Origin of the sequence: Burkholderia latens (genome assembly GCF_902499045.1) — a bacterium.
In the GTDB taxonomy this organism is placed as follows: Bacteria; Pseudomonadota; Gammaproteobacteria; order Burkholderiales; family Burkholderiaceae; genus Burkholderia; species Burkholderia latens.
In genome coordinates, this window is sequence record NZ_CABVPL010000020.1 from 21,087 (window position 1) to 34,048 (window position 12,962).

9 protein-coding genes are annotated in these 12,962 nt (G+C 68.7%); 6 read left to right on the forward strand and 3 right to left on the reverse strand.

Translation table 11 applies throughout. From position 1 onward, the window contains the following. The first annotated feature begins 26 nt into the window (after positions 1–26). Together BSE24067_RS15755 and pdeR are read left to right on the forward strand one after the other, a co-directional pair. Positions 27–3,665: a hydantoinase B/oxoprolinase family protein gene (locus BSE24067_RS15755; RefSeq protein WP_151064451.1), complete on the forward strand. Its 3,639-nt coding sequence runs from the start codon at positions 27–29 to the stop codon at positions 3,663–3,665. A gap of 652 nt (positions 3,666–4,317) precedes the next feature. Continuing rightward, entirely contained in the window at positions 4,318–6,321 is a 2,004-nt protein-coding gene (gene pdeR, locus BSE24067_RS15760; RefSeq protein ID WP_151064450.1) for a cyclic di-GMP phosphodiesterase, read from the forward strand. Between the two features lie 56 nt (positions 6,322–6,377). On the opposite strand, the gene BSE24067_RS15765 is transcribed toward pdeR, so the two are convergent. Then, positions 6,378–7,241: a crotonase/enoyl-CoA hydratase family protein gene (locus BSE24067_RS15765; protein WP_151064449.1), complete on the reverse strand. Its 864-nt coding sequence runs from the start codon at positions 7,239–7,241 to the stop codon at positions 6,378–6,380. 432 nt (positions 7,242–7,673) lie between these two features. Here BSE24067_RS15765 and BSE24067_RS33190 point away from each other — a divergent pair, with 432 nt between their 5' ends. Then, positions 7,674–8,795, forward strand: a complete 1,122-nt coding sequence (locus BSE24067_RS33190) for a DUF4892 domain-containing protein (protein ID WP_428839511.1) — start codon at positions 7,674–7,676, stop codon at positions 8,793–8,795. Here BSE24067_RS33190 and BSE24067_RS15780 read toward each other — a convergent pair. After that, positions 8,786–8,944: a hypothetical protein gene (locus BSE24067_RS15780; protein WP_170297456.1), complete on the reverse strand. Its 159-nt coding sequence runs from the start codon at positions 8,942–8,944 to the stop codon at positions 8,786–8,788. The two genes, BSE24067_RS33190 and BSE24067_RS15780, sit on opposite strands and share 10 nt — an antisense overlap. 301 nt (positions 8,945–9,245) lie before the next feature. Here BSE24067_RS15780 and BSE24067_RS15785 point away from each other — a divergent pair, with 301 nt between their 5' ends. From BSE24067_RS15785 to BSE24067_RS15795, 3 genes are all read left to right on the forward strand, one after another. After that, on the forward strand, positions 9,246–9,551 hold the full coding sequence (locus BSE24067_RS15785; RefSeq protein ID WP_170297454.1) for a hypothetical protein: 306 nt from the start codon (positions 9,246–9,248) through the stop codon (positions 9,549–9,551). Between the two features lie 192 nt (positions 9,552–9,743). Then, complete coding sequence (locus BSE24067_RS15790) at positions 9,744–11,645, forward strand: DUF3857 domain-containing transglutaminase family protein (protein WP_151064447.1); 1,902 nt, start codon at positions 9,744–9,746, stop codon at positions 11,643–11,645. A gap of 83 nt (positions 11,646–11,728) precedes the next feature. Continuing rightward, complete coding sequence (locus BSE24067_RS15795) at positions 11,729–11,896, forward strand: hypothetical protein (RefSeq protein WP_170297455.1); 168 nt, start codon at positions 11,729–11,731, stop codon at positions 11,894–11,896. A gap of 72 nt (positions 11,897–11,968) precedes the next feature. Here the strand turns inward: BSE24067_RS15795 and BSE24067_RS15800 are convergent, their stop codons facing one another. Continuing rightward, positions 11,969–12,958 carry an AraC family transcriptional regulator gene (locus tag BSE24067_RS15800; protein ID WP_151064446.1) on the reverse strand — a complete coding sequence of 330 codons (990 nt, stop codon included), beginning with the start codon at positions 12,956–12,958 and terminating at the stop codon, positions 11,969–11,971. Positions 12,959–12,962: the final 4 nt, after the last annotated feature.

A 12,962-nucleotide genomic window follows, 5' to 3' on the forward strand; every position in this document is an offset into this window, starting at 1 on the left:
ATCAACGACGCATCGAGTTCATCGCCATGACTGACCGACACCCCTCTCCCGTTTCCTCCGACGCCGCACGCTGGCAATTCTGGATCGACCGCGGCGGCACGTTCACCGACATCGTCGCGCGCCGGCCCGACGGCACCCTCGTCACGCACAAGCTGCTGTCGGAGAACCCCGAGCAATACCGCGACGCGGCCGTCGCCGGCATTCGTCATCTGCTCGGCCTCGCCGACGGCGAGCCGATCACGCCCGAACGCGTCGACATGGTGAAGATGGGCACGACGGTCGCGACCAACGCGTTGCTCGAACGCAAGGGCGAACGCACCGCGCTCGCGACGACCCGCGGCTTTCGCGACGTGCTGCGCATCGCGTACCAGAACCGCCCGCGCCTGTTCGATCTCGACATCGTGCTGCCCGATGCGCTGTACGAGACCGTCGTCGAAATCGACGAGCGGATCGGCGCGCACGGCGACGTCGTCGTGCCGCTCGATCTGCACGGCGCCGAAGCCGCGCTGCGCCGCGTGTTCGACGCGGGCGTACGCGCGCTGGCGATCGTGCTGATCCACGGCTATCGCTACACCGCGCACGAACGCGCGCTGGCCGAGCTCGCGCGCCGCATCGGCTTCACGCAGGTGTCGGTATCGCACGAGGTGTCGCCGCTGATGAAGATGGTGTCGCGCGGCGACACGACCGTCGTCGACGCGTACCTGTCGCCGATCCTGCGCCGCTACGTCGAGCAGGTCGCGCACGAGATGCCGGGCGTGAACCTGCAGTTCATGCAGAGCAGCGGCGGCCTGACGCGCGCCGACGCATTCCAGGGCAAGGACGCGATCCTGTCCGGCCCGGCCGGCGGGATCGTCGGGATGGTGCGCGCCGCGCGCGCGGCCGGCTTCGAGCGCGTGATCGGCTTCGACATGGGCGGCACGTCGACCGACGTGTCGCACTACAACGGCGAATTCGAGCGCGTGTTCGAGACGCAGGTGGCCGGCGTGCGGATGCGCGCGCCGATGATGAGCATCCATACGGTCGCCGCGGGCGGCGGCTCGGTGCTCGGCTTCGACGGCGCGCGGCTGCGTGTCGGGCCCGAATCGGCCGGCGCGAACCCGGGGCCGGCTGCCTACCGGCGCGGCGGCCCGCTGACGGTGACCGACTGCAACGTGATGCTCGGCAAGATCCAGCCCGATCATTTCCCGCGCGTGTTCGGCCCGCACGCGGACGAGCCGCTCGACCGCGACGGCGTGGTCGCGAAGTTCGAGGCGCTCGCGGACGAGATCCACGCGGCAACCGGACGGCGCGACACGCCCGAGGCGCTCGCCGAAGGGTTCCTGGAAATTGCGATCGGCAGCATGGCGAACGCGATCAAGAAGATCTCGGTGCAGCGCGGCCACGACGTGTCGCGCTACGTGCTGACGACGTTCGGCGGGGCCGGCGGTCAGCACGCGTGCGGCGTGGCCGACGCGCTCGGGATGACGCAGGTGTTCGCGCATCCGCTCGCGGGCGTGCTGTCCGCCTACGGGATGGGCCTGGCCGACCAGACCGCGATGCGCGAGCGCGCGGTGGAAGCGGTGCTGTCCGACGCATCGCTGCCCGCGCTGAACGCGACGCTCGACCGGCTGGCCGACGACGCGATCGGCGCGCTGCTCGAACAGGGCGTGCCGCCGGAGCGCATTACGACCGAGCGGCGCGTGCACCTGCGCTACCAGGGCACCGATTCCGCGCTCGACGTGCCGGCCGGCAGTGTCGCTGCGATGCAGCAGGCGTTCGAAGCCGCGTACCGGCAGCGCTATGCATTCCTGATGCCCGGCACGCCGCTGGTGGCGGAACTCGCGTCGGTGGAGGCGATCGGCCGCTCCGACGCGCCGGTCGAGGTCGCACCGCTCGCGCCGCGCGATGCGGATGCGGCGCCGTGTGCGCACGGCGCGGTGCGGTTCTACTCGGGCGGCCAGTGGCACGACGCGGCGCTGTACGTGCGCGACACGCTGCTCGCCGGCGACACGATCGACGGCCCGGCGATCGTCGCGGAGAAAAACGGCACGACCGTCGTCGAGCCCGGCTGGCGCGCCGAGATGACCGCGCAGGGCAATCTCGTGCTGACGCGCACGACGCCGCTGCCAACGCGCCGCTCGCTCGGCACCGACGCCGATCCGGTGCGGCTCGAGATCTTCAACAACCTGTTCATGTCGATCGCCGAGCAGATGGGGCTGCGGCTGCAGAACACCGCGTACTCGGTGAACATCAAGGAGCGGCTCGACTTCTCGTGCGCGATCTTCGACGGCGACGGCAACCTGATCGCGAACGCGCCGCACATGCCCGTGCATCTGGGCTCGATGGGCGAGAGCATCCGCACGGTGATCGAGCGCAACCGCGGCCGCATGCGCGACGGCGACGTGTTCATGCTGAACGACCCGTATCACGGCGGCACGCACCTGCCGGACGTCACGGTCATCACGCCGGTGTTCGCGGACGGGTCGGACGCGCCGCTGTTCTATGTCGGCTCGCGCGGCCACCATGCGGACATCGGCGGCACGACGCCGGGCTCGATGCCGCCCGACTCGACGCACATCGACGAAGAAGGCGTGCTGATCGACAACTGGCAGCTCGTGTCGGCGGGCGTGCTGCGCGACGCCGACACGCGCGCGCTGCTCGCGTCGGGCCGCTATCCGGCGCGCAACGTCGAGCAGAACATGGCCGACCTGCGCGCGCAGATCGCCGCGAACCAGAAGGGCGTCGACGAGTTGCGGCGGATGGTCGCGCAGTTCGGCCTCGACGTCGTGCTCGCGTTCATGGGGCACGTGCAGGACAACGCGGAGGAAGCGGTGCGGCGCGTGATCGGTGCGCTGCAGGACGGCGCGTATCGCTATCCGCTCGACAACGGCGCCGAGATTCGCGTCGCGATCCGCGTCGACCGCGCGGCGCGGCGCGCGGAAATCGACTTCACCGGCACGTCCGCGCAGCTCGACAACAACTTCAACGCGCCGAAGGCGGTCTGCATGGCCGCGGTGCTGTACGTGTTCCGCACGCTGGTCGGCGACGACATTCCGCTGAACGCCGGCTGCCTGAAGCCGCTCGACGTGATCGTGCCCGCGCGCTCGATGCTGAATCCCGAGTATCCGGCGGCGGTCGTGTCGGGCAACGTCGAGACGTCGTCGGCGATCACCAACGCGCTGTACGGCGCGCTCGGCTGCGTCGCGTCGAGCCAGGGAACGATGAATAACTTCACATTCGGCAACGATCGATACCAGTACTACGAGACCATCGCGGGCGGCAGCGGCGCGGGCAACGGCTTCGCGGGCGTCGGCGCGGTGCAGACGCACATGACGAACTCGCGGCTCACCGATCCCGAGGTGCTCGAATGGCGCTACCCGGTGCGGCTCGACTCGCACCGGCTGCGCGCCGGATCGGGCGGCGCCGGGCGCTGGCGCGGCGGCGACGGCGCGGTGCGGCGGATTCGCTTCCTCGAGCCGATGACCGCGTCGATCCTGTCGAACAACCGGGTCCACGCACCGTTCGGCGCGGCAGGCGGCGAGGCCGGCGCGCTCGGCCGCAACACGATCGAGCGGGCGGACGGCACCGTCGAGACGCTCGAGCACATCGGCCGCGCGCAGATGGCGCCGGGCGACGTGTTCGTCGTCGAAACGCCGGGCGGCGGCGGTTACGGCGCGGCGGGTTGACCGGCGTTCGCGACGTGATGCGCGGGGAAGCGCAGCGGCGCCGGTTCCGGCGCCTCGGTCCGGCCGCTTCCCCGCGTACCGGCCGGCCGACCGCACCGGTTCCATTCGCGCCGCCGGGCCGTCGCGTGCTCGCGCGATATTGCACCGGCGAACGGAATGAAGATGCGCATTCACGCCCAACGAAACGAAAATTCGCGATGTCCGGCGTGCTGCAACGCGATCCGACCCCGCGGTGCCGCAATTACGGCGGCACGCTGCAACGGCGGGGCTAGCGTTCCGCCAAATGCCCGTCCGGCCGGGCTTTCCAGCGATTCCGCCGATCCGGTTCCAGCCCACGGCGCCCGGTCGGCGGCAGCCGCCGACCAGAGAAGATCGCCATGCAAATCGAGTGCTGATTCCTTGACACGTCCTACTAAATGTGAGTGCCAATCTCCATCGTCATTTGATAAGATGGGATGAAGCAATCGTTTGGGAATCTGCGTGCGTCATGCGCGTACGCCGGGTCGCATTAGCTGGCAACAAGTACGGAACGAGGAATGCCGTCACGGCCATCACGGCTGCCGTTCCGGGTGTGCGCGCCGCGCCCCCCGGAGCGCGGCGGCCGGCTCGCCTCCGTCTACACTGTGCGTTTTTTCTGGATCGGGGCGAGTCCATGGACGACGAAAACGATAGCGCGGTGCTCGAGGCGCATCTCGGTACGCGCAGCCCATGCTGGCGCCTCGGCAGCGACAGCAATGCACTCGAGCTGGCCGCCGTTCGCGGCCTCACCAATATCGCGGTGGCGCTCACCGGCGAACAGGCCGCGCGGATTCGGGCGCTCACCGGCGTCACGTCGCACCTCGTGCTCGAACTCGCGCTGTTCGGCGATACGGTCAGCTTCCATCTGGTCGGCAGGAAGGTCGACACCGCGAACTGGGCCGGCACCGCGTCCGCGTATTCCGATACCGCGTCCGTCGCGGGCGATCTCGCGCACGGGCTCGCGTTCGCCGAGCAGGTCGTGTCCGAAGTGAACTCGCTCGTCGTGATCCTCGACCGCAATGGGATGGTTCAGCGCTTCAACCGTCTGTGCGAGGAAGTGACGGGCAAGCGCGAGGTCGACGTGATCGGCCGCAGCGCGTTCGAGCTGTTCATGAGCCCCGAGCAGGGCGCGCAGTCGCGCAGCAACATCACCGGCTTTTTCGCGAGCAACCAGTCGTTCGCGGTCGAGCGCTACATCAACACGGTCAACGGGCCGCGCCTGTTCCAGTTCCGCAACAAGTTCGTGCAGAGCGGCAGCGGCGCCGACGAGCAGTTCCTGATCTGCTCGGGCATCGACATCACCGAGGAGCGCAACGCGCAGCAGCGGCTCACCGAACTCGCGAATACCGACGTGCTGACCGGCTTGCCGAATCGTCACGCGATCAACGAGCGCATCCGCGTCGCGCTGGCCGCGGACCGCACCGCCGTGCGCGGCCAGGTCGGTATCCTGTTCCTCGATCTCGACAACTTCAAGCGCGTCAACGATCACTACGGCCACATCACCGGCGACCGCCTGCTGCAGGACGTGTCCACCGTCATCGGCGGCTGCCTGCCGTCCGGCGCGACGCTCGCGCGGCTCGGCGGCGACGAGTTCCTGGTGCTGTTCGAGCACGGCACGCGCCCGCTGCTCGAGGCAACCGCGCAGATCATCCTCGAGCGGCTGCGCACGCCGATCCATCTCGGACTGGTGGAGGTCTACACGAGCTGCTCGATCGGCATCGCGATGTATCCGCAGCACGGCGATTCGCTGGAAACACTGATCCGCAGCGCCGATACCGCGATGTACGTCGCGAAGGAAGAAGGCAAGCATACGTACCGCGTGTTCTCGATGGAGATGAACCAGAAGGTCGCGAAGTACATGTGGCTCGACACGAACCTGCGCAAGGCGCTCGAGGAAGAGCAGTTCGTGCTGCACTACCAGCCGGTCGTCGACATCGCGACCGGCGACGTGCACGGCGTCGAGGCGCTGATTCGCTGGCAGTCGCCCGATCGCGGGCTCGTCGCGCCGATCGAGTTCATCCGTTTCGCGGAAGAGTCGGGGCTGATCGCGCCGCTCGGACGCTGGGTGATGCGCACCGCGGCCGCGCAGGCCGCCGCATGGAAGGCGAAGGGGCTCGGCGTGCGGATCGCGGTGAACGTGTCCGCGCGGCAGTTGCAGGACATGAACATCGTCGATCAGTTCGCGTCGATTCTCGACGGCGCCGCGCTCAAGCCGAGCCTCGTCGACATCGAGCTCACCGAGAGCAGCTTCATCGAGGACGAAGAAGCGGCGCACGAGCTGATGAAGCAGTTCCGCCAGCTCGGCGCGGAGATTCACCTCGACGATTTCGGCACCGGCTATTCGTCGCTGTCGCAGTTGTCGCGGCTGCCGCTCGACTCGATCAAGCTCGATCGCAGCTTCATCACGGGCATCGACCGCAACCCGCGCTCGCAGGCGCTGGTGCGCTCCGTCGTGTCGCTCGCGAAGGCGCTGAGTTTCTCGGTGGTCGCCGAAGGCGTGGAGACGCGCGCGGAAGCCGACTTCCTGAAGCAGATCAACGTCGACCACGCACAGGGCTTCTACTTCGCGCGGCCGATGCCGGCAGCGGCCTTCGAAGCCTGGCTCGCGGAAACGAGAAAACTCAGGCTGATCGCCTGAGCATCCCCGCATGACGGCGAGCGCCGCCGACCGAACGGCGGCGCGCTTCGCTCAAGTCACACCGTGCGCAGCTTCGACACACGCCGGTTCTGCAGCATCACCAGACGCTCCATATACGCGAGATCCTTCGGCTCGATCGTGAACGCCGCGTGCACCCATTCCTCGGTGATGTCCATCAGCTCCGAGCGCGTGATCTGGAACACGCGCTCGCGCGCGCGCAGCATCGCGCGGATGCCGTTCAGCTTCGGTTTCATCACGTCGATGAACGTGCGCGTCGCGAGGTACGCGTCGCCTGCGTCGAAGGTCTCGTCGACCAGCCCGCGATCCTCGTACCACTCGGCCGCATGCGCTTCGCCGGACGAGATCAGCGATTCCGCGAGCCCGCGGTCCGCCTTGCGCGCGACGAGCGAATAGCCGCCCATGCCCGGAAACAGGTTGAACGCGATCTCGGGAAAGCCGAGCTTCACGCCCTTCTGCGCGAGCATGTAGTGGTGGGCGAGGGCCGCTTCGAAGCCGCCGCCCAGCGCGCTGCCCTCGACCATCGCGATCGAGATCGCACCGGTGCCGAAGCCCGTATAGATCTCGTACACACCGTCGATGCACGAGCGCGCGTAGGCCATCAACTGGTCGCGCCGGCCGCTGCGGATCGCGTCGACGAAGAAGCTCAGGTCGCCGCCGACGTTGAACAGTTCGGGGACGAGCGAGCCCGTCACCCAGAAGTCGAACTGCAGGCCCGAGTCGCGCGCGACGCGCGCGAGATGGATGATGTCGGTGACGAGTTGCTGGTTGAAGCATGGCCGCGGCTCCGATCGCAGCATCATCCACATGACGTTGCGGCCTTCTTCGTAGAACGCGGTCAGTTGCGTGAGTTCGCCTGCTTCATAAAACGGACGGCACGCCGGATGGGATTGGAGTTGCATGGTATGTCCTCGTGAGATGTGGTTTTCAAAGCCACCGCGGCCGGTGCCATGGAAACCTGCGCCCCCGCATGGCGCCGGCCGCGAGGCATCGCCATTGTTGCGCGCACACAAAGGTCTAATTGCGGGGAAAAACGCACGACGTGGACATCGCGCGCATCGCGGGCGACGCGCGCCGCGCGATCCATGCAAACGACGCGAACGACGAGACCGCTCGATGGACGAAGCGGCGCGGGATGCCGGTATCGGCTCCGCGACGCGTTGACGGAGGACGCGCGATGACGATGCCGCGTCTGCTGCCCCATGTTTCGACGCGGTTCTTGCGCGCGCAAACGTTAGCGTGCGGCCGGCGTCGGAAAAGGCTCAAACAGGTTTGGTGATATGCGCGCGCTTCGTTGCTTTCGATCGCATAACAAATCCATTCCGAGAGGCTCCATGAAGAACGCTGCATCGTCCGCAATCCGCGCGTCGTCGGCCGCCGTGTTGTTGTCGCTTTCCACGCTGGCGTTTGCTGCCGGCGACATACCGGGTTCGAAGGATCATCCGCCGCTCACGCGCTTCGCAGGCGCGACGATCGACGCGTATTCGCAGACCGCGTTCGACGAGGCGTTCCTGCCGAACCAGCCGATCGATGACGTCAAGGCAGCCAAGGGCCTGACGCTGGAAGGAAAGGTCACGCGTGTCGCCTATACGATCGGCGGCAACAAATCGACGCTGGAAGTCGAGCGCAACTATCTCGATGCATTGCAGAAGGGCGGATTCCAGATCCTGTTTCGTTGCACGCAGGACCAGTGCGGTCAGGGAAACGGTCTCGAGTTCCAGCGCTTCGTGATCAGCTCGGACAAGATGAGGAAGTCGGGCGGTGGCGACGCGTACTTCGGCGACAAGCACCGGACGATTCTCGCGAAGCTGCCGCGTGCGTCTGGCGATGCGTACGTGTTCCTGCACGTGATGGACGATTCGGCATCGAACAAGCGCACGCTCGTCTACGAGGAAGTCGTCGAAGTGAGGCCGATGCAGACGGGGCAGGTCAAGGTGCTCGGCTCCGGCGCGTTGCAGAAGGGGTTCGCGGCGACCGGCAAGGTCGCGCTGTACGGCATCTACTTCGACACCGACAAGGCGCAAATGAAGCCCGAATCGAAGCCGCAGCTCGATGGACGCGCGGCTGCGGCGCGACAACGTTCAATGCGCGATCACGGACTGGAACTACGCCGGCACGACACTGACCGTCGCGCTCGCCTGCGCGAACGAGCAGGGCCGCGGCAACGCGACCGTGACGGGCGACGTGACGCCGACGCGCTACGACCTGAAAGGTCAACTGCGTGGCCAGCATGCACAAGCCGGTGCGTACACGCTCGCGTGGACATGGCGCGGCAAGCGCGTCGGCGATTGCCGCTGACGCAACGGCACACAACCCGCACAACGCGCACAACGCGCACGAGGACGGGCGCCGTCCCCGGCGCGCTCGTTGGCGTTTCAGCAGCACAACCGCTGCCATCCTTGCCGCACGCGAGACTGCGTCACATTTCTGCGGGCGGGCTTTCCGCTTACGAATGACGATGCGTATGCGAGCGCGCGGAGCGCCGCGACGAGCGATGCAGCAGCCGGTCGCGCGTGCGGTCGCGGCTGCGCCGTTCCGCGAAGAACAGCACCGCGAACAGCAGGACTGCGAGCAGCACGATGATGGGGACGATGCCGTTTTCCATGTCGCCTCCGGCTGGTGGGAGCCGATATACGCGCCGGCGGACGTCGGCCCGCGGGTGCAGAAGTGCCGGCGAGCTTCGTGTCGATGAAGCGCTTCGCCAGCGCGATCGGGATCCGCCGCGCGTTTGCGTCGTGGCGGAGCGCGTGCGTGAGGCTTCCGATCGGGCACGCGCGCGTCGTGCCGTGCGCTGGCATCACGCCGGCGGACGAACGCGAGCGGCTGGTACAGCGCGCCGGGCTTGGGCCCTTCGTCCGCTGCGCGTCGATCAGCGCGCCCGGCGGATCTCATATTGACGATAGGTCATGCGCAGCCGCGATTCCATCGCTTTCTATTCCCGGCTCCGTCGTTCCGACCCCGCAGCCGTGCTCGCGCGAGCGATCGGCATCGCTTCGATCGGCGGGAGACCGCGCAACGCGCCGATCGCCGTCCCGACCCGCTTCGGATGCCAGCGCTCGAGATGCAGCGCCGTGCGCAGCGCGAGACCCGAGCGCGATGTATCCGGTCGGATCGTCGTTCGTTTCGGCGACGTCGCATGCGCGCTGCCCCGCGTGACTGAATTTATATCGCGGCGTGACATGATCGATGATCCCGCGCCGGGAAAGTCGTGAAAGTTCGGCAACCCGGACGTCGGCGCATCACGCATTCCGGTCCGCCCGCGAGCGTGGCGACATCGCTCGCCGCGCCGCGCCTTGACGGTCGCCGGCACGTCACCCACACTGGGTTGAACGACGCGGCGCGACGCGCGGGAACGCGCGCCCGTCGCGTCCCGACATCAACCTGAACGCGCGGAGAGCTTCGACTTGGTGCGTTTTCCGTTTCGATCGACCGTCGCGCTGCCCGGCAGCACCGTTGCGCTTGCGGTCGCCGTCGCCGCGCTCGCGCGCCCGGTATTCGCGGCGGCCGGCGACGACGTGCCGCCGGTCACGATCGTCAGCGACGTGCACGTGTTCGTGCTGCAACGCGACGGCTCGCTCGACGAGCACGACGATTCGACGCTGCGCGCGAACGATGCGAACGGGATCGACGCGATCGCGCAGCGCTACGTGTGGTTCGACAAGAACCTCGAGAAGGTCGACCTGGTCGCCGCCGAGACGATCGATCGCGACGGCGTCGCGCATCCGGTCGGCCCGGACGGCATCCGCGACGTCCAGGAGCCGCGTTCGGCCGGCGCGCCGACGTTCCAGGACGGGCTGCTGCGCACCGTCGTGTTTCCCGGCGTCGAAGCCGGATCGAGCACGCGCATCGCGTTCCGCAAGTCGCGCACGAGGCCCGTCAACGCCGGTTACTTCGGCTACACCGTCGAACCGTCGCGCGAGCCGGTGGAGAGCCAGCGGCTGATCTTCGACGTGCCGGCCGATATGCCGCTGCATGCGGATGCGCGCGGCTATGTCGCGCTGCCGCCCGTCACGGCGAACGGCCGCACGCGCTACGAATTCGACTACCGGCACGGCCCGTACGACCGGATCGAGAGCGGCTCGGTCGGCTATCCGACCTACGGCGACCGGCTCGTGGTGTCCACGCTGCCCGACTATGCGGCGTTCGCCGCGCGCTACCGCGACGCGGCCGTCGATCCGGGCGCGCGCGATCCGGCCGTCGTGCAGCTGGCGCGCGCGCTTACCGCCGGCGCCGCCGATCCGCACGACAAGGCGCGCATCCTGTACGACTGGGTGCAGGCGAACGTGCGGTACGTCGCGATCTTTCTCGGCGAGACGGCCGCCGCGCCGCATCGCGTGACGGACATCCTGCGCAACCGCTACGGCGACTGCAAGGACCACGTCGCGCTGTTCGGCGCGTTGCTCGCGGCGGCCGGCATCCGCAGCGAACCGGTGCTGATCAATCTCGGCTCGGTGTACACGCTGCCGTCGGTGCCCGGTTACGGCGGCGGCGCGATCAATCATGCGATCACGTGGTTGCCCGATCTGGGTGTCTACGCGGACACCACGACGGCCGGCATCGCCTTCGGCTACCTGCCGCCGATCGTGATGGACCGGCCGGCGCTGCTCGTCGACACAGGCGTGCTGTCGCGTACGCCGGCCACGCAGCCGAAGCGCCGCACCGCCCGCGTGGAGATCGACGCCGCGCAGCCGGGCGCCGCGCGCGTTCACGCGCTCGTCGAGGACGCCGGCTGGACGGCCGAGCTCGAACGCAACCTGTTTCGCCGGGCGCCGCCCGACCGCCTCCGCCAGCTCGCGAACGAACGGCTGCGGCAAACCGGGCTGCGCGGCCGCGCGCAGATTGCAACGAGCGATCGCCGCGCGACCGGCGGGCCGTTCGACGTGACGTTTACCGGCACGCTCGATCACTTCGTGTGGCCGGACGGCACGACCGCGGTGCCCGCGCTGTCGAGCGTCACCGGCGGGATCGCGACGCAGGTCGAGACTTGGCTCGCCGAACCGGTGCGCACGCAGCCGTGGACGTGTCTCGGCGGCGCGTTCGACGAGACCGGCCAGATCGCGCTGCCGGCCGACGTCGCGGTGACGGACCTGCCGGCCGATACGGCCGTGCGCGACCGCTTCGTCGATTTCACGTCGCATTACGTGTTCGATCCGGCCGCGCACGTCGTGCAGGTTACGCGGCGGATGACGGCCGAATTCGGGCGGCAGGTCTGCACGGCCGACGAGTTCACCGCGCTGCGCGCGTCGCTCGAACGCATCGAGCGCGACACGCAGGCGCAGATCGTCGTGCGGGCGAAGCAACGTTGACGGCCGGGCGCGGCACGTGTGCGCATGCGCCCGGCATGACCCGACGCGCGCGGCCGAAGCGGGCCGTCGCGCAGGAGACGAACATGACGGAACGGGAACACGAAATCGCCGAGCTGTCGAAGGAATTGCTGGGACGGATCGTGCAGGGCACGGTAACGAGCGGAGCGCCGGTGGATGCGCAACAGTGCGCGGCGCTGGCCGTGCAGTGCGCGACGGCGCTGATCGACCGGCTGGACGCGCGCAGCGGCTGAGCGGGATCGTTGCCGGCGGCGCACGATCGCGCGAAGCGTGCGTGACGCGACAGGCGTTTGCCGTGCCGCGCGTTACGCGTCGGCGGGCGCGTCGGCTTCCGCGCGCACCGCGCCCGGCGGCCGTCCGACCACGCGCTTGAACGCGCGGCTGAACGCGGCGAGCGACCCGTAGCCGAGCCGGTACGCGACTGCCTCGATCGTCTCGCGATCGCGCGCGATCCACTGTGCGGCGAGCCGCATCCTCAGCTCGGTCAGGTAGCGCACCGGCGTCATCCCGGTGGCCGCGAGAAAGCGCTCCGCGAACACCGAGCGCGACACGCCCGCTTCGGCGGCCAGTTCCGCGACGCTCCAGTTGCGGCCCGGATCGCGATGCAGCGCGACGATCGCGCGGCCGAGCTTCGGTTCGCGCAGTGCCTGCACCCAGCCCGTCGCGTCGCCACAGCCGCACTCGACCCAGCCGCGCACGATGAACGCGGCGACGACGTCCGCAAGCCGCGCGAGAATGCCCGCGAAACCCGCGCGCGCGGAGCACGATTCGCGCTCCATCGCGTCGAGCATCGGCCGGATTTCCGGGTAGCGCGCGAGCAGCGTGCCGACGTGCATGAACGCCGGCATCGTGCCGACGAGCGGCTGCATGCCGCCGAGATCGAGTTCCATGCACGCGCTGAAGATCAGCGCATCGCCGGCGGCCGGCTCTGCCGCCGCGCACGACGCCGCGCCGACCGACGCGACCGTATCGCAAATCTTCGCGGCCTCGAACCCGCCGATCTCGCGGCACGGCGCGTCCGGATCGGACAGCAGCGCATGCTTGCGGCCGTGCGGCAGGAGGATCGCGTCGCCGGCCTCGAGCCGGACCGTCGTGCCGTCCGTGTCGCGCAGCAGTACGGGGCCGCGCCCGACGAAATGAAACTGCGCGCGGCCCGGCGCATGCCCGAAGCTCAGCCCGAACGGCCGCGGCACGTGGATCCGGCGGTATTGCACGCCGCTCAGGCGCATCCCCAGCAGCAGCTCGCTGACGAGGTCGTGCACGTCGGGCACGGGAGGAAGCAGCGGGTCGGACATGTTG